The organism is Clostridia bacterium (assembly GCA_017394805.1).
Taxonomy (GTDB): Bacteria; Bacillota; Clostridia; order Christensenellales; family CAG-1252; genus RUG14300.
In genome coordinates this window covers 19,488-43,954 of record JAFPXC010000029.1, presented here as the reverse complement: position 1 = coordinate 43,954, position 24,467 = coordinate 19,488, and the positions used below count along the sequence as shown (strand labels likewise).

Annotated in this window: 1 protein-coding gene (only partly in view); it reads right to left on the bottom strand. The window is 60.1% G+C overall.

Translation table 11 applies throughout. The annotated features are described in order from the left end of the window. A protein-coding gene (locus tag II896_07385; GenBank protein MBQ4444458.1) for a starch-binding protein crosses the window boundary here: on the bottom strand, window positions 1-24,467 show its 5' portion. Its footprint begins 13,102 nt before the window's first position; only the first 24,467 of its 37,569 coding nucleotides appear in the window; the start codon lies at window positions 24,465-24,467; its stop codon lies beyond the left edge, outside the window.

Sequence of the window (24,467 nt, the reverse complement as noted above, 5' to 3'; positions counted from 1 at the left end):
TACTCCTGATAGGTGTAGGTGTAGCTGACGGTGAAATTGAGGGTGCCGCCCGCCAAAACCACCGACTTGGTGAGGTTGTCGGCGTTGTTCCACTCGTTGGAACGGCTGAGATAGCAACCGTGCGTGGTGGTGTCGTAGGTGAGCGTATTGCCCACGAAGTACAGAGCGCCCAAGTGCCCTGTCGTATCCGTCCATTGCAGTTGCTGAATGGTGAGCACGGCCGTATCTTCCCAACCGTCATAGTTGGAAGTGCCCGTGATCGAGGCCTTGACGTAGTAGGTGCCCGCGTTGACCGCACCCGTGAATGCGGTCGCGTAGGGATCGGAGGCCGACGTGGTGTTGTAGGTGTAGTTGACCGTGAGCACGATATTGCCGCCCAAGAAGGTCAGGGTGGGCACGTCGTTGTCGTTGGCCTGCGTGGAGTTCTTGACGCCGACGTAGTGCGTGCGCATATCGTAGAGCGCCGTGACGTCGGCCAGGTAGTGCGCGCCGAAGTGACCTTCGCGCGAGGTCCAGGTCAACTTCTCGACCACCAGATTGGCGGTGCCCGTCCAACCCAAGTAGTTGGTGGAAGCGGCGATGGTGGCCGTGATCGCATAGGTACCCGCGTTGATCGCGCCCGTAAAGGCCGCCGAGGAATAGGTGTAGGTGACGGGAATGGTCAAGCCCAGATCCTCGTAGTACAACGTGGATACGAGGTCGTCCACGGCGGTGGCCGTCTTGCTGACGCCCAAGTAGTGCGTCCCGGTGTCGTAAGGAACGCTGTTGGCGATGAGATAGAGCATACCCAGATGTCCCGACTCGTTGATGAACTCGACGGGCAGAATGGTCAACTCGACCGTGCGCGACCACGCGACGTAGTTGGCGGCCAACGTGGAGTCGGCCAAATCGGTGTAGGCGCGGACGTAGTAGGTGCCCGCGTTGACTACGCCGCCGAAGGCGGTGTAGGTGCCATTCTCGGTGGTGCTGTACTCGTATACGATATCCACGTTGCCGTCCGCGGGGAGCAAGGGCGCCGAGGTGACGGCGCTACTGTCCAGATAGCCGGCCACGCCGTTGACCACGACCGCCGCGTAGTGCGACTGCGCGTTGTACAGCACGCTGTCCGAACCCGTCAAGGACAAGGTGGTGAAACCTGCGGGGTGCAAGGTGTCGCCGTTGACGAAGCTAAGCGCGTTGATGGTGAGCGTGTTCTCCAGAGTGACGCTGACGTAGTTGCCGTTGGGATCGGCGATGACCGCGCGCAAGGAGTAGACGCCCGCGTTGCGTGCGCCCGTAAAGGCGGAGCCGGAAGCCGTGTAGGTGACGGTAGCCGTGTCGGACAAGCCCGCCGCGGTGGCCTGGGTGAGAGTCATGCCCTGCGGACGAATGGAGAACGACGAGGCGACCGTATCTTCGCCCACGACGTACTTGAGCAAAGTGCCCGTGGTATCCGCCGCTTTGACGCCTACGTTGACGAAGTAGGTATTGGTATCGTAGAACTGCGTGATGGGGCTCTCGATATAGTAGAACTGCGTCAGGTTCTCGGTGGACAATCTCGCCCACATAACGGCGGGATTGACGGTCAAGGTGGCAGTGGCGGTCAACGTGTTGTAGTCGCGGTGGGTGACCGTGACGCCGATGGAATAACCACCCGCGTTGGTCTTGCCGTTGTTGGTGTACGCGACGGCGGCCGAGTCGGTGAGGCTGAGGCCGGCGGGCGTGACGCTGATGGTGGCGGCGGGCGCCACGCGGCTGATCTTGTTGGCGCTGTCCTCGCACAGGACGAGCCAATAGGCGGAGCCGTCGTAGGTGACGGTGCCGTCCACGAACAAGAGGTTACCGATGGTGGCTTTGCTGATCTCCAACGTGCGCGAGACCGACGCGAAGTCGAGGTAGTTGATATTGTAAGGCACCTCGTTGGACACGCTGTTCTCGTTGACGTAGAGGGTTATATTATAGGTACCCGCGTGCGTAGCGGCCACGCCGGTAAGGCGATTGACCGTGTAGTCACCGGCGGGGTTGGTGGTGGACACCACGTAGCGCAGGTTGATGGCGTCGCCCAACTGCGTGGACGAAGCGCTGGCCGCCACGCGTTTCTCGGTGCCGTCGTACTCGGTGGTAAGCCCCGCGAACGTGATGTTGGTGATGGCCACGCGCGCCACGACGATATTGGCGTTGAGGTTGGCGGTGATATAGTCGTACACCGCGTCGCCCGTCGGGGTGATGGTGGCCGTAACGGCGTAGGTGCCCGCGTTGTAGATGGTGTTGTTGGTGAAGGCGGCCGACGCCGAAGGCGTGTTGGACGTAGGCGCGGTATAGGTGTAGGCATACGCGACCGAAGCCACGTCCGAAGTGCTGACGCCGCCGATGGTCAAGGCCACGGAGTTGACGATAGAGGTCACCGCGGTAGACGCGCTACGGCTGACGCCGATGCTGTAATAGCTGGCGGTGTACTCGTAGTGGTATTGATCGGGCGCGGTACCTTTGAGGTCGGGCGTCACCAAGTAGACGTTCTCGATGGCGACGGCGTTGACCGTCACGGTCTTGGCCGCAATGACCACGTCGTTGTAGTTGCTGTTGGAGATGACGGCCGCTACCGTGTACGTACCGCCATGGCAGATGCTGGACGCGGCGCCGTGCGAATAGGTGTAGGTGTAGGTAACGGTGGCCGTATCGGTGCCGTTGGCGACGCTGTCGGCCAAAGGCGTGACGGATACGGTGTCCAGACGAGCCGCTTGCAGCAAGGTGGCGTCCGTGGTGTTGACGTTGAGGTAATACGTATGCGCGTCGTAATTGCGGGTGGTACCCTTGAGATAGAAGGTGCCGTAGTTGGCGACGTTGTGCATCGTAGCCTTGTTGATGGTAAGGGTGGCGGACAACTCGGCCGTGTCGTAGTTGGTGTTGACGGCACCGCCCGTCTTGGCCGAAATAACGGCCACGATGTTGTAGACGCCCACGTCGGTGGCGCTGTTGCCCGTGACGCCGTTGATGGTGTACACGATGGAGATGGTCGCGCCGTCCAACGCGTAGTATTGCATATGGTCGCCGTCCTCGGCAAGCACGGCGATGGCGTGCGCCAAGCGGTCGTAGGTGACGGTCAGGTTGCTGATGGCCACGGGGTTGCCCGTGCTGTCGAGCAAGGGCGCTTTGGTGATGGTGAGCACCTTGGTATCCGTCCAAGTGTTGTAGTTGGGATTGTCCGCACCGGCCGTGACCGTGATGGTGTAGGTACCCACGACTTTGGCGCCGTTGTTGACGCCGTCCAACAGCACGCCGCCGTTGCTGGCAACGATGGAATAGACCACGTTGACGCTGTCGCCGTATTGGGTGTTGACCGTGCTGCCCGTTTTGGCCTCGCCGCCCTCCAAAACGTAGAGGTATTGGTTGGCCGCGTTGTACACCGTGGTATTGCCCGCGAAGGACAAGGTGGTGATATCGGCCGAGCGAATGGTCAAGGTCGCGTTCTTGCGGCTCGAATTCGCGGCGTTGGATACCAGCAGCGTGTTGTAGTTGGCGTGCGTCAAAGTGGCGGTCACCGTGTAGGTGCCCACGTTGACGGCGCTGTGCGTATCCGTGCCGTCGGGCGTGATGGTGTAGGCCACGTTGAGCAAGATGCCGTGCTGGCTGTACGCCGTATTGACGCTGACGCTGTAGGCCGAGCCGTTGTAGAACTCGTCGACGTCGGCGATGGTGATGCCCGTGATATCGGCCTTGGTGATAGACCAAGGCATCGTGGAGCCCGACGTGATGACGTAGTTGCCGTTGTCGATGGCGTAGGTGGCCACGTACTCGCCCACGTTGGTGGCGCGCACGTCGGTAATGGTGGCGTTGAGGTCGTTCTCGTCCTCACCCGTGGCGATATTGGCCACGTCGTAGGCCACCACGACTTCCACGTTGTCGAACACCTTGGTATAGGTGACGACGGGCGTGCCGCCGATAGACCAAGTGACGGTCAAGGGACGTTGGGCGATGGTCCAATTGTAGGTCGCGCCGCTCGCGATCGAATAGTTGCTATCGGTGATAGTGACGGTGCGGCTGTACGAACCCGCGTTGGTATTGCTGTAGGTGAAGGTGAAGCGGTTGAGGGACAAGCCGCCCGACGTATAGGTCGCGGTGGCGTAGCCCGTCAATCCCAATGTGCTGTCGCCGGCAACTATGTTGCTGATGGTCAGGACGCAGTCGTGCGCCGTGGCGTCGTAGACGTTGTTGACGGTGTCGTACGTCCACACCAACTCCAAGGCACGGGCGTTGATGACGCCGTTGGAGAAGGACATAGAGGATTGACTGAACGCGCCCGCCGTGCCGTCCGCGCCGAACTTGTAGTTGTCGGTATCGGCCGAGGCGCCGACCATCGTGTAGGTGATGGTCTTGCCCGTGCCCACGTTCTTGTTGTCGTAGGTGGCGGTGACGGTGATATTGTCGCCCTCCAGAATGGCCGAGCTCTGGAACACCACGTTGGCGGCGGTGGTGCCGTCGTAGGTCTTGGTGTGGTCGAAGCTGACGACCGCGATGCCTTTCTTGAAGATGGTGGCGGTGAGGGACGTGCGTTGCACGTTGTCGATATACATGACGTAGTTGGCCACGTGCGCGGGGTTGCCGCCCAAGGTGAAGGTGACCGTGCGGTCGCCCACCGAGGCCGAAGCCTGCGTGGAACTGTAGGCGGCGGACAAAGACACGGGCGCTTGCGCCAAACTGCCCGTCCAGGTGTAGGCGGTGAAGGCCGAAACCTTGTCGTACACCTTGTCGACCGCTCCCGTGAGGGTGACGTCCACGCGCTTGGGTTGAATGTAGCCGCTGATGGTGGTGCGCGCCACGCCGTCCACGTAGAGCACGTAGTTGGCGGCGTCGGTACCGCTCAGGGTGAACGTGATGGTCTTGGCAGTTAGAGACGCGTTGACGTCCGCAAAGGCGGCCGACAAAGTGGCGTCCGTACCCGCGACGATGCCCGTATGCACGTCGGGCGAAGTGGTATCCACGGCCGCCGCCACGTCGTAGTAGGTGTATGCGGTGGAGTTGTCGTAGATCTTGGTCCAATCGTCCACGGCGGAGTTGTCGGTAACGTAGACGTTGCGCGTGTTGATGGTGATGGTGGTCGTGTACGTATCGAAGGTATCGTCGGTGAAGTTACACGACTCGTCGCTACCCGTCGCGTTGAGGGTGGCGTACTTGACCTCGTAACTTGCGGCGTTGCGAATGACGGTGTTGACCAGATACTGCGCGTAACTGTACTGCACGCCGTCGATGAGGACGAACACGGCGTCCGCCGTGATGCCCGTAATCACGATGGGCTCACGGTAGTAGGTACCGTCGAAGACCTTGGTGACGGTGCCCGAATTGCTGTCGGCGACGATGCCGCCGATGGCTTGGTTGACGGTGTAGGTGACGACGTACATCTTGTTATCGGCCGTGGTGCGCGCCGCCCAAGAGGTGAGCACGTTGCCGCTGACGGGGCTCTTGAGAGAAGCGCCCGCCGTCTTGCTGCCCGAGAAGAAGTTGGTGTCGCCGTAGCCGATATCCGCGCCGTCGAAGACGAAGTTGGCGGCGTCGGTACCCGTGAATTGCAACTCGAGCCAATACTTACCGGCATTGGCGCCGCCGTGGGCGCTGTTGTACTCGGTCGCGGCGCCCGAGAACCATTGGTGATTGGCGTGATAATAGGACGTGCGCGAAGACCACGTACCGTTGTCGTAGAAGTTGTGCGCTTTGTCAAAGGTCAGGTCGGACGTTTGATTGGAACCGTTGTCGCTGAAGATAACGTTGTCGTAGGTGATATCGATCTCGGCGACGTAGATATCCGTCGTGCCGCTGACCAACGTCATGGCGGTGCCGGGCCAACCGTTGTTGCTCGAGCCATGCCAAGCGTAGACGGTAGGCGTGCTCCAACCGTTGGTGTTCTTGTAGTAGACCTCGACCATATTTTCCTTGTGGCTTAGGCCGCAGGTACACAAGCCGTAGTAGTAGGAGCCGAAGCCCACGGTGGAATTGGCAAACACCGCATTGGTGCTATCCAACGAGGCCGTGAGATTGTGATACAACTCCTGCAAATTGTCGGCGCTGTAGGTGATGGCGTCGCCCCAAGTGTAGGCCGTGCTGCCGAACGCGGTGTACGTGCCCGCATTATACTTGTAGGTGTCGTGCGTCCACGTGAGGTCGCTCATACCCACCACGTAGGGCGTGATGGCGAAGTTGACCGTAGCGGTATCCAGCACGTAGTTGGGCATAGAGGACAAGGTAGCGGTGAAGCTGTAGTTGCCCACGTTGCGCGCGTTGACGGTGGCGAGGTTGGTCGTGAAGTTGACGGTCTCGCCCGCGACCTGATTGCTGAAATACACGTCGAAGTCGCCGACCACCTTGGCCACGCCGCTGTATACCACCGAAGCCTCGCTGATGCAGAGGTCGATATGGCGTTGGTTGATGGTCCAGGAAGACAAGGCGACCGAGGCGGGCAACTTGTAGTCGTTGTTGGACAAAGCGCTCGCATACGCGTTGGTGTAGGTGCCCGCATTGGTGGCCGAATTGTTGATGACCGTGACGGTGCAGGCGTCCGTGCCGATGAGGTTGGTGGGCACGGCGGTAATCGTGTGCGCGTTGCCGTCGTAGGTGGTGCTGAGGGTGGCGGAGCCGTCCAAGTGCCAAGCGAAGGCGATCTCGGTGCGCGTGATCTTGTAGCGCGCGCTGAGGCCGAACGAAGGCAAGGTGTAGTTGTCGTTGGAGAGCGCCGTGATGGCGGCCGTGTACCAATTCTCGTTGTTGAGAACGTGGACGGAGTTGAAGCCCAAGGTGTTGAAGAGCAAGGTGGACGAAGCCGTCATCGACCAAGTCGTACCCGAAGGCACCGCGCCGTTGGTGGCCACGGTGAAGGTGATGCTGTCGCCCTGCACCACGTTGTTGACGTGCACGGTGACGCCGTGCGAAGTGGCGTCGTACTCGGAGACCGCGTCGTTATCGGTCCAAGCCACGTTCAATACGCGTTGGGCGATGGACCAGCTGCCCGACAAGCCCTCGGTAGGCAACTTGTAGTTGCTGTTGGGGTTGGCGCTGATGGCGGTGATGAGCGCGGTGTAGGCCACCGAACGGTAGTTGGTGGAGCGGAAGATATAACTGCAGGATTGCAGATCCAACCCGCCCTCGGTGTAGTAGTCACCCAAGACCTTGGCGGAAGCGTCCGTGCCGTCGTTGGTGTAGCCGAACAAGATGGCGGCCATATCGCTTTGGAGGATATTGCCGATGGTCACGGCTATGCCGTGCTTGTTGCCGTTATAGACGTAGGCGGTGGACATAGAGGCCGTGATGGTGGGATTGTAGTTGGACCAAGTGGCCGTGGTGCTGCCGACCGAGCAGGACGTGCAATAGGCGTTGGCCTTGTTGAAGACCAAGTCGCCCGTTTGCTCGTCCGAGCCGTTGTTGAAGATGACTCTGTCGTAACGAGCGGGAATGGTGGCCTTGTAGATATCGGTCTCGCCGTCGACCAAGGTCATGGCGACGCCGTGCCACACGGTGCTGTCGCTACTGTTGCTGCTGAGCCAAGCGTGGACGTAGGGCGTATCCCAATCGTTGACGTTCTTGTAGTAGATGGTCAGGGAGTTGGCGTCGGCAGGTTGCTCGCACGACCAAACGCCCTTGCAATAATAGGCGCGGGCTTGGTCAAAGACCAAATCTCCCGTCTTGATGCCATTGTTGCCGCTCTCGCTGAAGACCACGCGGTTGGCCATACTGCTGACCTGCGCGCTGTACCAGCCGCCGCCCAAATCGGTCATCATGACGCCGGGCCAAGTGACGGGCGACCAAGTGCGCTCGGTACCCGATACGTTGGCGGTGCACCAAGCGTGCGCGTAGGGCATCGTCCAACCGTTCTCGTTGTAGTAGTACACGGTGGTATAGTCGGGGATCTGCGGCAGGGCCACGCCGTAGAAGAAGGTGGGCGTAGCGGGATCGAAGGCCCAATCGCCCGTCTTGCGGACGTCACTGCCGTTGTCGCTGAAGACGATATGCGTAGCCGCGCTGTCGACATAGGCCGAATACCAACCGGGCGAGCCGGCGACGGGCTCCATCGCCACGCCGGGCCAACCATTGTCGACCACGGGAGAAGTGCCGCTGATGTAGTAGTAGGCCTTGGGCGCTACCCACGCGCCCGCTTGGTCCCACTCGGCGTCATAGAAGTACACGACGGTGGGCACGCCCCACGTGAGGCTGACGGTACGCTGTGCGATGGAGTACGAAGTGGTACCCGAGGTGGCCAACGTATAGTTGGCGGCGGCGGCGTAGGCGCTGTTGGCGTGCGTGGCCGTGACGGACGAAATGCCCGACACGTTGACGTCGTAACTGCCGTAGTTGACGGACGTAAAGTCGTAGGTGGTGTTGGACACGGCAGTCGTGCCGCCCACGATGCCCTTGTTGACGTAGGTGTTGGTGGACGTGGTGAGTACTACGGTCTCGTTGGCGACGATATTGGTGACGGTCAAGCGCACGCCCTGCGTGGTGCCGTCGTAGACGCCTGTATTGCCGGCCAAAGGCGCGAATGCCAGATGAATGGTACGCGCGGCGATAGACCAACTGCCCGAAGTAGACGCGGGCAGGCTGTAGTTGGCGCCGTCGCCCGTATTGGCGATGGAAGCCACGTTGCCGCTGTAACTACCCGCGGCGATACCCGTAAAGGTGCGCGAGATCGTACCGTCGCCCACACCCGAATAGGTGGCGCTGACGTTGCCCTCGATGCCCGAAGAAGTGAGGTTGAGGGTGATGGTATCGGTCTCGATGATGCCGCTGACGGTCACGGTGATGCCGTGGGCGGTGGCGTCATAGGTGTAGGCGCCCGCCGTCCAAGCCACGGTGAGAACCTTGGGCGTGATACGCCACGTGGTCTCAAGTTGTCCCGCCGACGTGTCGATGACGTAGTTGGCGTTGGACAAGGCCGAGATACGCGCGGTGTAGGTGCCCACTTGGTCGGCGTGGTTGACCACCGTGCCCGAATTGACGTAGGTGATGGTGATGGTGTCGCCCGTACAGCGGTTGTTGATGGTGGCGGTGACCGTCTGGTCGTTGCCCGTGCCGATGTAGGGCAAGGTAGTGGTGCTCCAGCTGAGGTCGGTCGCCTTGACGGGACGACGGTTGATCGTCCAGGACTGCGTGGCCTCTTGCACGCCGCCCGCGAAGGCGTAGTTGGCAAAGGAAGCCGCGGTAAGGCGCACCTTGGCGGTGTAGGTGCCGGCCGCTACGGCGCTATTGCGAATGCCGTTGCCGACGTCGGTGACGTAGTCAAAGGCCACGTTGGCGGTGACGGTAGCGCCCGTGGAGCCGTTGACGGTGTAGCCCGTCACGACGGCGGTGACCGTTTGGGTAGCGGCGTTGTACACGATATTGGCCGAGGCCAAAGGCGTTTCGCCATATTTCCACGAAGGCGCGGCGATGGTTTGTTTGGTGATAGACCAAGCCTTGCTGATGGTCTCGGGCAACTTGTAGTCGGCGTAGCCCCTGTCGTCGGTGACCGCGCTGACGGTGACGGTGTAACTGCCTACGTTGGTGCCCGTGGCGCCCGTATAGGCGAAGGACACGTGCGAGCGGTCGGCGGTCAATACGCCGTTGTTGCCCGCGACGGCGGCGGCGGTGGGCACGACGGAGCGTTGCAATCCGCTATAGGTGGTGGAATAGGACGTCCAGGCCAAGGCCGCGTTGCCGAGAGAAGTCGCCAAACTGTCGGGCGTCCAAGTGATGGTGGCCTCGCGTTGGGCGATGGTGTAGTTCTTGCTGCCGCTGATTTGATAGTTGGCACTCTCGGTGTGCGTGCCGTCCATACCCGTGAGCGCGGTAGTATATGTACCCGCGTGCGCGGTAGCGGTGAAGTTGTAGACGTAGGTGGCGATGCCCGCCGACGTGGACGACGAAGTATTGACGAAGTTGACGTTGGTCACACTGCTGTCCAAGGTGTTGGTGATGGTAGAGGTGAAGCCCACGTCGTCGCCCGCGATGATATTGCCGATGGTGACGGTGAGACCTTGGCCGTTGCCGTTGTAGACCAAGGTGGGATCGTTCCAACTGACGGTAAGGGTGCGCTTTTGAATCTCCCACGCCAAGGTGCGCGTGGAAGCGGCGCCCAAAATGTAGTTGAGGTAATCGGTGCCCGCACTGCTGATGGAGGTGACCACCGTGCTGTAGGTGCCGGCCAGCGTCTTGGAATGGCCCGCGGCCGCCGCCACGACGGGAGATACGCCCGTGGTGGAGTAGGTGTAGGACAAGGTAGTGCCCGCGGCGACGCCCGTAGCGGTGGCGTTGACCGTCTTGGCCGTGGCGTCGTAGGTGAAGGGCGTCGAATAATCCCAAGAGAAGCCGATGACCTTTTGGGCGATGGCAAAACTGCCGCTGTTGCTGGCGGGCAGATTGTAATTGGCGTTGCCGCCGTTGGTGGCGGCGATGGACACGACGGACGTCGTGTAACTGCCGGCGTTGACGCGCGTGACGGGGAAGGTGATGCTGGTGGCCACCGCCGAGGTGGTCACGCTATCGTTGTAGGCGGCGTAGGCGTTGGACGAAACCGCGCCCGCCGTCGTGTAGTAGTACCCGTTGATGACGTAGTTGAGCGTGATGGTGTCCGAAGCGACCAGATTGCCGACCGTCAGGTTGATGCCCTGCGCGTTGCCGTAGATATCGTAGATAAGGCTGGAAGCCGTACTCCAATCTATGGTAAGCGTGCGCTTGCCGATAGACCATGCCAAGGTGAGTTTGGCGTACTCGGTGGCCTCGGTGCCCGAATTGACGGGCAAGCGGTAGTTGACCGAAGGCGAGCAACCGCTGATGACGGCGGTATAATTGCCGACGGCGGTGGCCGATTGCACGCCCGAGCCCGAATAGACGAAGGACACGGGATAGCCCGCAACCGTATTGCCCGCGGTGGCCGCGACGCTATGCGATTCGCCGTCGTAGGTGAAGGGCGCCGAATAGTCCCAAGTGATAGTGAGAGGACGTTGGGAAATGGTGTAGGACGCGCTCGTAGCGGACAACGAGTAGTTGGTGGAGGCGATGCACGCCGTGTTGGCGCTACCCGCGCCGGCCGCCACGCTCGACAGCGTGATGCCGCTGACCGAGTAGCTGCCCGCGGTGACGGACGTGAAGTTGTAGGAGCCGTTGGACACGTTGGTCGTGCCGCTCGTGAAGCCCTTGTTGGTGAAGTTGTTGGTGCCGACGGTGAAGACGATCGTCTCGCTGTTTTGGATGCCGGAGACGGTGGCCGTGACGCCGTGCGTACTGCCGTCGAACACGCTGGAGCCGCCGTTGCTGGCGCCCCAACCCACGGTGACGGTGCGACGCGCGACGGTCATAGACCCGTTCTGCGAGGTCATCTCGTAGTTGTCGTTGGCGGGATAGGTGGTGAGGTCGTCCGAGAGAGAGACCTCGATGGTGTAGGTACCGGCCTTGACCACCGAAATGCCCGCGTTGAAGACGCCGGCCGCCGTGCCCGAAGTGCCGTAGGCGTTGCCGCTGGTGATGGCGGCGCCGCCCGAGGTGAAGCGGGCGCCCAAATTGGTGATGGTGGTCGTGGTGCCCGTGGCCTGCGCCGTGACGGTGATGACGTAGCCGATGGTATCGTAGGTGCCGTACTCGTCGGCGCAAATGCCCGAAATATTGACGGTGGCCACTTGTTGCGCGGCGCCCGTGTAGGTCTTGGTGCTGTCCGTGCTGATGCTGAGGCTAAGAGGACGCGCCGTGATGGACCAGTCGAAGTACAACGTGGCGTCGGAAGGCAGGGCGTAGTCGCTGTTGGGGTTGGCGCTGAAGCCCGTGACGGTGGCGCGATACTGTCCTTTGAGCACGGCCTGGTTGCCCGTCAAAGTGAGGGTGACCACGTCCGAGCCGACCGCGTTGCCGACGGAGGCGAACACCTCACGCACGATGCCGAGGTAGGGCGAATAGGGCGTGGCGTGTTGACCGTCCCAATCGTCGTAGTCGTCGGTCGTCCACACGATGGTGACCGTGCGTTGGCCGATGGTGAAACTTTCGTCGGTAGAGGCGGGATAGGTGTAGTTGCGGTTGACGCTACCGCCCGTCTTGATGTTGGAATAGAAGTCGCCCGTCTTGGTCTTGTCGAAGGTGACGGTGTAGGTGCCGTAGTGCGTGGCGCCGAAGGTCTGCGTGGCGCTTGTGGTGACGGACAAGGTCTTGCCCGAACCGGCGGCGGGGCTGACGCCCGTCGTGTTGCCGCAGGTGTAGGCGTAGCCCAAGGTGACGGTCTGACCGCTGACGAGACCGCTGACCGACAGGCTGAGACCTGTCTGCACGCTGCCGTTGTAGGCAAGTCCCGTGTAGACGGTGTAGTTCATCGTGAGGGCCTTGGGATTGATGGTGTAGGACGTCTTGGCGGTGGGAATGGCGGTTTGTCTGCCCGAAACCGCGCCGTCCATATCCAACTGATAGTTGGCCGAGGTGGCCGTGCCGCCCGAGGCGATGGTGATGGCCGTCACCGCGTAGGCGGCGATGGCGTTGCTGACCGCGCGCACGTTGGTAGCGCGGAAGATGTAACCCGTGTTGTTGGCGACGCCCGACGCGTTGTACAAGGTGTTGGAATCGTAATCGGACGTGACGGACAAGACGACTTTTTGACCGCCCTGCAAGCCCGAGACCTGTACGTTGACGCCGTGCGTATTGCCGTCGTAATCGGTGCTGCCCGCGCCCGTCCAAGTGAGCACGATGGTGGCCTTGCCGATGACCTTTTGACAGTTGGCGGTCGACACGTTGTTGGTCAACGAGTAGTTGGTGGCGTAGCCGCCCACCACCGAAGACAGGGTGAGCGCGGTCACGTCGTAGGTGCCCACGTTGGTGCACGAGAAGGTGTAGCTACCGTCCGCCACGCCCGACGCGTTGACCAAGGTGTTGGAAGCGTAGGTATTCGTGGCGGCGAAGACCGCCTTTTCGGTGCCGATGAGGCCGGACACGGTGGCGGTAAGCGTTTGCGCCGCGGCCGTGTAGGTGGAATCACCCGCGCCCGACCAAGTGACGGTGAGCGTGGTGGGATTGATGGTGTAGGACGTCTTGGCGGTGGGAATGCTCGTCTGCACGCCCGAGACCGCGCCGTCCATATCCAACTGGTAGTTGGTCGCGGTGGCGGTGCCTCCCGCGGCGATGGAGATGGCCGAGACCGAGTAGGCCGCGACGGCCGAATCGACCACGCGCACGTGAGTGGCACGGAAAGTATAGCCCGTGCCGTTGGCTACGCCCGCGGCGTTATATAAGGTATTGGAAGCGTAGGTCGACGTGACCGAGAAAATGACCTTTTCGTTGTTTTGCAAGCCCGAAACCTGCACGTCCACACCGTGCGTATTGCCGTCGTAGGCGTGACTGCCCGTACCCGACCAAGTGAGCACGATGGTGGCTTTGCCTATGACTCTCTTGCAGTTGGCGTCACTGATGTTCGCCGTGATGGGCGTATTGTAGTTGGCGGTAGAGGCCTGCCCGCCCTTGATGGAAGACAACGACACCGCCGTCACGTTATAGGTGCCCGCGTTGGTGCACGAGAAGGTGTAACTGCCGTTGGCCACGCCCGAAGTCGTATCCACCAAGGTGTTGGTGGCATAGGTGTCGGTGACGGTGAAGACGGCCTTCTCGCCGTTCTGCAAGCCCGACACGGTGGCGGTGACTTGCTGTACCGTGCCCGTGTAGGTACCGTTGCCCGCGCCGCTCCAAGCGATGGAAATGGTGGCGCGGTTGATGGTGAGGTTGCAGTTGCCCGTAGATACGTTGGACGTAAAGGTATAGTTGTTCTTGACGGCCTGCCCGCCCTTGATGGAAGACAGGGTGATCGAACTCACCGAATAGGCGGCCACGGCGGAATCCACCACGCGCACGTTGATACTGCTGTAGGCGTAGGTGCCGTTGGCGACGCCCGAAGTGGTGTTGACCAAAGTATTGGCCGCATAGTTGTCGGTGGACGCAAAGACGGCCTTTTCGCTGCCGACCAAGCCCGCCACGGTGACGGACACCGATTGCGCCACGCCGTTGTAGGTCGTGGTGCCCGCACCCGACCAGGTGAGGGTAAGCGCCTTCTTGTTGATGACGTACTTGGTATTGACGGCGGAAGAGCCGAGGTTGGGCGTGACGGTGTAGTTGTCCTTGCTGGGAGTCGAACCGCCCTTGACGTCGGACAACGTGACCGTGGTGACGGTGTAGGTGCCCGCGTTGATAGCCGTCAGGTCGTAGCCCGTGGTGGTATCGTTGCCCACGCCGTCGGCCTTGCAGAACGCCGAAGTGGTGGGATAGACCGTGCCCGTGCTACTGACGGCAAAGACCGCCTTTTCGGAGCCGATCAAGCCCGACACTTTGACCTTGACGCCATGCGCCGCGCCGTCGTAGGTGGCGCTACCGTTGCCGCCTACCCAAGTGAGGGTGATGGTGGCCTTGTTGATGATATATTTGCAGTTGGCGTCCGACACGTTGGCCGACAGCGTGTAGTTGGCGGTAGATGCCTGCCCGCCCTTGATGGCGGACAGCGTAACCGCCGTCACGGTGTAGGTGCCCGCGTTGGTGGACTTGAGCGCGTAACTGCCGTTGGCCACGCCGTTGGTGGCGTCGCGCAAGGCGTTGGTGGCGTAGGTGGTGGTGACGGAGAAGACGGCCTTCTCGCCGTTTTGCAAGCCCGCCACGGTGGCGGTGACGCCCTGCGCCGTCGCGTTGTAGGTGCCGCTGCCCGCGCCCGCCCACGTGATGGTGATGGTGGCGGCGGAGATGGTGTACTGGCAGTTGGCGTCCGACACGTTGTTGGTGAAGGTATAGTTGTCTTTGCTGGCCTGACCGCCCTTGATAGAGGACAGGGTGAGCGCGGTCACGTTGTAGGTGCCCACGTTGGTGGCCGTATAGGTGTAGGTGCCGTTGGCCACGCCGTTCGCGTTGACGATGCCGCCGTTGGCCGCGAAGGTGGTGGTGGTGGCGAAGACGGCTTTCTCGCTACCGACCAAACCGGCCACGGTGGCGGTGACGCCCTGGCCTACGCCCGTGTAGGCGTGCGTACCCGAAGCACCCGACCAAGTGACGGTGAGCGCTTTCTTGTTGATGATATACTTGGTGTTGGCGTTGGACGTGCCGAGATTGGCCGTCAAGGTGTAGTTGGCGGGATTGGCGGTGCCCGACACGGCCGAGGACTCGATGCTGACCGCCGTAACAGTGTGCGTGCCCGCGTTGATGGCGCGGAAGGTGTAACCCGAGGCGTTGCCCACGCCCGTGGTGGTATTGCGCAGACTGTTCTCGGCATAGCCGGACGTCGTGACCGCGAAGACGGCCTTTTCACTGCCGACCAAGCCCGCGACCTGCACGTTGACGCCGTGTTTGGCGCCGTCGTAGGTGCAGGAGCCCGTGCCCGACCAAGTGAGGGTGACGGTGGCCTTGTTGATGGTGTAGGTCGTCATGGCCGACAAGGTAGTCTCGGTGAAGTGCGCCGCGTTCCAATCATCGCCCGCCGAATGCGCGGTGGTGCACTTGTAGTACTTACTGCTGTAGTAGACGTACGCGCCTACCGCATAGCCGGTGGACTTGTTGAACACGGGCGCATAGGTGAAGGAGTAGTTGGCCGTCTTGGCCTGCCCACTCGAGATAGAGGACAACGTGAGCGCCGTGACGCTGTAGGTGCCCGCGTTGGCCTTCGTGACGAAGTTGTAGGCCGCATTGGTGACGCCCGCCGACGCACCCAGCGTATTGCTGTCGTAGGATGTGGTCACCGCGAACACGGCCTTTTCGCTATTTTTGAGACCGGCCACGGTGGCGGTGACGGTGGACGTCGAGCCGTTGTAGGTCTTGGAGCCCATGCCCGCCCAAGTAATATACAAGGCGGACTTGTTGATGACGTACTTGGTATTGGCGTTGGACGAGCCGAAATTGGTGGTGATGGCGTAGTTGTTGGCGTTGGCCTTGCCCGACGTGGTGGTGATGGATACCGCCGTGACGGTGTAGGTGCCCGCGTCGGTAGAGCGGAAGGTATAGGAGCCGTCGCCCACGCCCGCCGCGGCGTACATCGTATTCTCGGCATAGCCGCTGGTGATGGCAAACACGGCGTTCTCCAGCAAGCCCGCGACCGTCACGCCTACGCCGTGCTTACTGCCGTCGTAGGTGCAGGAACCCGCACCCGACCAAGTGAGGGTGACGCCCTTTTGGTTGATGGTATAGTTGGTGGCGGCGCCCAAGTTGGCGGTGACGGTGTAGTTGTTGGGATCGGCGGCCAACTGGAAGTGGCTGTCAACCCAATTGCCCGCGCTATGCGCCGCAACGCACACGTAGTAATTGGTATTGTTGTACACGTACGCACCCACGGCATACGCGGTAGCCGTATTGAACGCGGTGGGCGAACCCGTGGCAAGGGTGGCGGCCGTCACAGAGTAGGCGGCCACGGCGCCACCGGAGATACGCACGTTGGTGGAACGGAAGTTATAGGTGCCGTTGGCCACGCCCGCCGCGTTGACCAAGGTGTTGGACGCGTAGGTAGAGGTGACCGCAAAGACGGCTTTTTCGCTGTTCTTGAGCCCGGCCAAGGTGACGTTGACGCCGTGCGCCGTCGCGTCGTAGGTGGTGCTGCCCGTACCCGCCCAAGTGAGCGTCAGGGCGGCCTGACTCATCGTGGCGGCCGCGGTGGCCTGCCCCGAGGAGTAGCCCGTTGAGTCGGACTTGATCGTGTAGTTGCTCATACCGCTGAGGGTAACGGTGAAGGTATAGGTACCGGCCTTGACCACGTTGAAAGACACCTGTCTGGAGGTGTTGTTGGACGTGCTGCCCGTATTGGACGAGGTGAAGGTGACCACGTTGCTGCTGATGCTGGCGCCCGTCTTGGAAGCCATCGCGTAGCCCGAACCCGTGAGGTTGGTGTTGGTGCCGATGATCTTGTCGGTGTGCGCCACGTTGAGGCTCAAGGTCTCGGCGCCCACCATATTGGTGACGTTGATGGTCATGACCGACTGCGCCGCACCCGTGTACGTCCTCGCCGTCGTGGTGAGGGTAATGGTCAACGGCCTTGCGGTGATGGCCCAATTCTTGTGATAGGTACTATGGTAGTCGGTGCCGTCGTAGGACGTAACGGCGCTGTAGGTGCCGTTGTAGGTATTGGTGCCCGAGGTATAACTGCCGGGCAAGCAATAGTTGGCGGCCGACGTGCCCGCGAGCGCGGTGACCCAAGTAACGTAGTTGCCCACGTTGGTGGCGCTGTTGGTGACGGTGCGCCCGTTGGTAGAGGTGCAGGTAGAGCAGGTCTTGCCGCTGGCGGCGGTCAAACTGACCGTGTCGCCCGAGATGGTGCCGCCGAGGGTGGGGTTGAACGACAGCGCGCTACCCGTGTAGGTCTGGCTGGCGTTGCCGTTCCAATCCACGGTGACCTGACGCTTGCGAATGGTGATGGTCTTGGTGACGGCGGTCATCGTGTAGTTGTTGTTGTTGGAACCTACGGTCACCGAATAGGTGCCCGCATTGATGGCGGTGAACTTATGTCCGACGTCGGCGCTGTAGGTCACGTTGCCGTTGCTGTTGGAGAAACGGAAACTTGTGTAGTCAGACGACCATACGTAGTTGACCAACAATTTGCGTTGCGCGCATGCCTCCAACGCGGTCACCGCCGTAAACTTGGACGAAACGGAAGACCATTCGCCCTTGGCATTGGCCGTACAGCGATAGTAATTGCCACTATAAATAACGTATTGGTTGGTGTAATATTGCGTCGTACTGCTGAACGTGGGCACAGCCATAGCATAACCTTGCGAATTAAGGTTGATGGCGAAACCGTAATTGTTTTTGCTGTACACCCCCACGTAGGGGCCGGCGTTATCAGTAGCGCTCCGGCCGCTGATGTTGACCCAGTTGGCGGCTACCCACGTGGCGGAACTATCCGACGTATAGGCTTTGGTGCAACGCCAATGCTGGTTGTTGTACACGCAATAGTTGCCCACCGAATAGGAGTGGCTGGCAGCATAGGCGGCGGAAGTGCACGCCGTCCAGTTGGACGAGTTCCAAGCGCCGGCGGCCAAATTGCTTTTGGCATAATACAACCCGCCGTTATATTGCACGTAGGCACCTTGCTGATAGGCTTTTGTCGTGCTGAAAACGATGTCGTCGTCGTAGGGACGATATGCCGAAACCGTCAACGCGACGGTGTTGATCTTCCAACTTTGCGTTTTGACGTTAAGCGTATAGTTGTGGCTGCCCGTCACCGCCTCGGCGGTGTAGGTGCCCGCGTCTTTCTTTTGGTTGTTGGTGAAGCTGGGCAGAATGTTGGTCCAATGGTCGGCATTCCAAGCCTCGGCGGTAGGAATGGCCGTGGTGCATTTCCACACCTTATTATCATATTTGACGTACGCGCCCAACGCATACGTGCTCGACGCGCTGTAGGCGGTGGAGAAGGTCTCCCAGTTGGCCGCTGTCCAGTTCTGCCCCGAAGCGATGGCGGTCTTGCAACGGTAGAAGGTGCCGTTGTAACTGACGACGTAGCCTACCGAGTAGGCGCGGTGTTTGTAATAGTGGCCGAACACGTCGTCGAACTCGTCCGAATAGTAATCCATCGCGGTGGTGGTGTCGCCCGAAACCTTGTTGGCGCCCAAGGCGAGCAACGTCCAGTTGGCACCCCAATAGTTAACCTCTACGGTGCTGTCCGAGCGGTTGACGCCATAGCCCGCGTAGGCCGCTTGGCTGACCTGCTCCACCGTGCTGCTGTTGCCGATGTTGCCGGGCACCAGGAGCCACTTGGTGACGTTGACCGTCTTGGTGTAGATGGTGAAGTTGAGGGTAGAGGTGGTGAGGGTGTAGTTGGTGTGCGTGCCCAACGAAACGGTACAGGTGTACGTACCCACGTTGGTCATGCGGTAATAACTGCTGTTGGTGACGGAAGTATCGGCGGCGGCGGCCTTTTTGAGCGTGCCGTTGGCCTTGCTGGTGACGCTCATCGTCAAGGCGACGTTGTCCACGGCCTCATTCGCCACGAAACCGCTCACGGTGAGGTTGTAGCCGTAGGCGCTACCCGTGTACTCGTAACTCTGCGCGGTGGTGACCGTGGTGGAGTCGGTGCTCTTCTTCCAAGTGGCGGTCAAGGCCTTCTTGGCGATGGTGTAGTTGGCGGTCTGACTGATGCTGTAGTTGGTGCCCGTGGCGGTGCCGAAAGCGGTCTCGCGATAGTACTTGCTATCCGAGACGTACAGGCTCTGCAAGCCCGTGTTAGTGGTTTGGCCGTCCGAGAAGGTCTGCGCTACGGCGGTAAAGGACACGCCGTAGGTGCCCGCGTTGGTGGACGTGAAGGCGTAGTTGGTGCCCGTCTTGATGACGGTGCTATTGGACACCAACGCCGTATGCGTGGCAAAAGCCGCGTAGGTGGTGCCGCCCGAGGTATAACCGGTGGAATAGGTGATCTTGACCGCCTCGCCCGAGCCGTCGCTGTCGCCCGAGCGCAGGACGAGACCGACGAATTGGACGTTGTAGCCGCGTGCGGCGGCGGCATACGCGGAGCCGGTGGCCGCGCCTACGTTGGAGGTCGATATGGTGAGGGCCTTCTTGTTGATGGTCCAGGATTGCGTGGTGAGATACGCATTGGAAACGGCGTAGTTGGTGAGAGTGCCGACGGACACTTCCTCGAAGTGGGAGGCGGTCCAAGCGCCGGCGGTGTGCGCCGCCTTGCAGCGATAGGCCTTGCCGGCGGTGTTGTCGGTGAGGTCGGTGTCGTAGATGACGTAATCGCCCACGGCGTAGTCGGTCGTGGGATCGAAGAAGCTTTTGTTGACGGGAACGACCAAGGCGTTGGTGCCCTCGGTCACGGCGACGGTGTAGCTGTAGCTGCCCGCGTCCTTCATGCCGACCGTGTAGCTGGCGGCGGCGGACGTGATGTCCTTGTAGTTGACGGTATTGCCGCCGTAGGTCATGGTGCCCGTTCTGCCCGAGGTCAGCACTTTGACCAAGCGCACGTTGCTGCCCGAGACCAAGCCCGTAAAGGCCAAGGTGTAGCCGTGGACGTTGCCGTCGAAAGTACCCTTATTGCTGCTGTCCAAGCCGCTCTTGGTGGCGGAGATGGAGATGGCCTTGGGCTCGATGTCGTACAGGTGGGGAATGGTGTACACGCCGCCCGAAAGCGTGGCGTCGAAGGTGTGCGAATAGTAGGCGTTCTTGACGGCGTTGGCCAGAGTGGCGTACATACACGCGCCCTTGACCGTGATAGCATAGTTGTTGCGCACGTAGGCGTCGATATTGCTCTCCGTCAAGAGCATATCGTAGTTGCCCGCCGCGGTCTTCGAGCCGACGGACAAGGCCGAAGCGATGGCGTTGTAGGTGGAGTTGCCTGCGTCGTTGGCGTGCAAGCCGGCGACGTCAAGGCACAACTTGGTGGGGTCGTAGCTGGGATAGCCGGACGAGGCCTCGTTGTAGAACGTCTTTTTGTTGGTCGTGGTGGTGGTGCCGAAGTCCTTGTAATAGGTGAGCGCGGTGAGGGTAAGCGAAATGGGCAGCACCGTGAATTGGGTACTGCTGTTGGTCACCAACTTGCGCTTGTCGCTGTCGGTCGTGTTGGACCAAATATAGTTGAGGTTTTCGTCCGAAGAGGACGTGCTGCTGCTGTCGGCACTCTTCTTGAGAATATAGTAACTACTCATCGTGTAGGTGCCCGCGTTGCGAATGGAGTTGGCGTAGTAATCCGTACGAGAGTCGGAAAACGCGCTGTTGCGTCTGGTGAAGCTGGTGGCGGGCGTGCCGAGCTGGACGCCGCCGTAATATTTGACGGAAGAAGAGGGCGTCGTGGAGTTGTATCCGTACCAAGTGCAGTCGCGGCTCTTTTCGATGGCGTACGTATTGGCGGGCACGCCGTTGGCGGCCGAGACCGTGATGAGGTCGGCAATGTCGTAGGCGGCGGCCTTGTAATACGCCGAAGTCTGGTTGAACGTCAAGGTCAACGCGATGGGATTGATGACGGGATCCACGCGGTTGGTGCCCGACGTGGAGCTGGTGGCGGAGCAACTGATGAGCCAAGTACCGGCTACGTTGATGACGGAATAACCGATGCAGTAGTAGTAGACCTTGGTGCTGTTGCCGCTATAATAACTGGCGCCGACGTCGTAGATACGATTGTACTTCTCGTCGAAGGTGTACAACTTGGTCGTATCGTTGAACGTGGCGTAACTGCTGCCGTTGAACCAGAAGTTGTTGCTGCCGCTGCTGGGCACCCACACCTTCTCGGTATAGGCGGGGAAAGACGCGCTGTTGTCGCCCATGGACAACGTGATATAACTGTCCAAATCGTGGAAGCCCTCGCCGTAATTGACGGCGGTGGGGCTGGAGACGAGACCGGACAAAGCGGGTGCGTCCAACGTCCACTTGAGGTAGTAGGGGTTGGCCGATTTGGTGAGAGAACTGCCGACCGAACTGCCGGCGGACGAAGAACAACTGTCGTCGGTGTACCAACCCTTTTGGGTGAAGTTGTCGTCCGAATTGGGGTTGTTGATCTCGGCGTCGGTGCCGCCCGAATAGGCGCCCGCCGCTTTTTCGTAAACGCTTGACAAATCGACGTTGGAGCCGTGCGCCGTATAGAGCGGCGCGCGACATATCTTCACTTTGTTGCCGGTGGATATCTTGCTATTGGTGAGATAGGCGCTCTTCTGCGCGGCTGTCAGCGTGCCTTTGACCGTATCGTTGCAGAAATAGACGTCGTAGGTGGGTATGACGTAGTTCTCGGTGGTGAACGACGCGGTGAGCGTGGTATCCGAGGAGACGCTTATCGACTTTTGGTAGGAGCCGCTGGCGTAATTGTACAAGGTGGAACCGTTTTTCCACCCGTCAAACCGCTTGCCCGCCGATATGGTGCCGAATACGGCGGCGGGAACGTACACGGTGTCGCCGCTTTTTACGTACGTATAATAATTAGTGCCGCCGCCGGTGTACGTCACTTTGCGCACGGCGGTCTGACTAGAACGCGACAAACTGATGTCAGCGGTAAAGGTCACAGCCGAGCAACTCTTGATGCAATGATTGACCCAAGTGTAGCCGCCACCATTGCTATATGGACAACTCCAACTAAGCGCAACCGATCTGCCGCTGATACCGGACCAGGACTGTGCGGAAATGCTACTGTAACGCGTCTCATCACAACCGCCGGACCACGGCCAGGCCGAACCACCTTTTTCATAATAAGCGGTACCGGACGCCGTTTTGCTGGTTCCCCCAGCACTCAAAGTCAGCGTGCCACAACTGATAGTATAAGTACTGCTACGAACACCATTATTACGATCTAATCGTACGTAAATGCCATTGGTGACCGCATTGGTGCTCACACTAATTGAATAGGAATAACCATAGCTACCCGAAATATTGCCGCAATAGGAGCCCCAATCCAAAGTAGTACTACCGCTGTATGTACCGGAGCTATTACCATCGACATAACCGCCGGCGGTAGTCCACGTTTTCCTATAATATTCTTGCTTAAAATACAACTCCTTGTTGCCGGTATCGCTCGTCGTGATGCTCATCTTGAGGGTGTTGGTACCCTTGGTATACCAACCGGCAAAGACGTAACCGGACGAAACGTAACCGCTGGGGTAGGGGAACTGGGCGCCCGCGATGCTGGTGCCCGCCAAATAATAAGTAAAATAGCCGCTGACTTCACTACCCGGCTGGCTGATGATGGTCGATTGGTCACTCTTGTACCACTTAATATTATATTGCGTGGGCGAATATTTCCAACTGCTGTATATGTAGTAGTTGCCGCAACAATAGGGCAACTTGTACGTGCGCGTACCGCTGGCTACGTCCAAGGCTATCTCCACGCCGTTGAGGGGGCCGGAAGTGTATTTGGCATACACGCCGTCGATGGTATAGGACACGGTACCCGAACTGTTGACGCCTTTGTAGCCCGAAAACGCATCATAGGTGATGGTAATGGTGCTGTAGTGCGTGCCCGCGAGAGCCTCGTCCGACTTGCCGAACGTAGCGTTGCCCGTAACGTAGTAGGTACGGGCGCTCGTGTCCCACTGGTCGTAGTATTTCTGCCCGGTGGGCGTATTTTGTATGCCGTAAGATGCGAACGACGCCTTGTACTTCATTTCGCCCGTAATCAGGTTGCCGGCGATGGATTGGCCGTCGCCGTAGCTGGCCGCGCCGGGACCGGAAATCTTCACCCACTTGGCGAAACTGCCCACGTTGGAGCCTATCGTGCTGGCGACGGGGATGCTGAAGGTGTTGTCGTGGTAAATCGTATAGGTCTTGTATTTGCCGTAGGTACCGTCCGTACCATTGTACGACGAGAACGTAAATGCGCTACCGCCCGTCACCCCGTTCATATCGTACAAATACAGCGTGTAACTCTTGGGTGTATAGTACGCCGCTATATATCCGTTGTGCTTGTACGTGCTGACCATATTGGACAAGTTGACGGTGCAGCTGGTGCCGCTCATGGCCGTGCCGAACGTAGAGGACAAAGAACCGCTGGTACCGCGGTAGAGGGTGGGCCCGTTGTAGTAGGTATCCGCGGTGGCCGACACGGCGAAGGTGCTATTGTACTTGGTAAAGGTGTAGGTGGACCAGTCGGTCTGGCTGACGGCGGAGCTGTTGACCGTTACCTTTTGGTAGATATTGGCGCGGTTGCCCGCTTGACCGGCCGTGGTGGGCGTGGACAAACCGACTTTGATTTTGGGCTGGGCGATGGTCATGGAAAGGCTGGCGTTCTTGACGTAGGTATTGGCGGCGATCCACCAAGTACCGAAGAGGTTGAAGTAGCCGTCGTGACCGATGGAATAGCACACGTACATATAGGCGCTGCCTTCGCTGAGACCGGACACGGCGGTGGCCACGTCCGAGGCGGAAATCGTCTTGCTGACGCCGGTGGAATCCGAACCGTTGGAACCGCCGTTCGACTGCGCGGTGGAGAAAGAAACGCCCGTACCGTTGTACTGCGAAGAAGAACTCTTCGCCGCGGAGCCGAAGTTGATGGCGGCGGCGGCACAAGCGCACGAAGAGGACGAGCTGGTGCCCACGGTGGCGGCGGTGGAGATAGACACGAGGCCGAGCTTCATCACGCGCAAAAGGTTGTTGGGGATTTTGAAATTGATCCAAGCGCGCATCAAAGTGGCGCCCGAAGTAATGCCTTTGTTGTCGTAATAGAGACCGTCCGAAGCTTGGTTGTACGGATTGGAATTACCGTCGTTGTTATCTTCTTCTTGCCAAGCGGTGAAGTAACTGCCGGCGATGGGAGAAGAGATAGAGAAATTGCCGATATCGGAACTGTCGGCGAAACTCGAAGAAGGATCATAGGTGGAGCCGTCGATATAGTAGTACTTCCAATCCTCGGCGCTGGCCTGGTCGAGGAACGCGCTACCATCCATCACGTTGGCGTCCGACGCGGACGATTGGGCGTAGGCGGCGCCCGAGGCGGCCGCAAGGTCGGCGCTGACCGCATAGAGGGCGATGACGGCCGTGACCGTCAATATCAAAAGCAGCACCGCTACGACGGCGGCTGTGCGAGTTGTCTTCGACTGATTGGATTGGTTGGATTGGACGTTGTGTCTCAT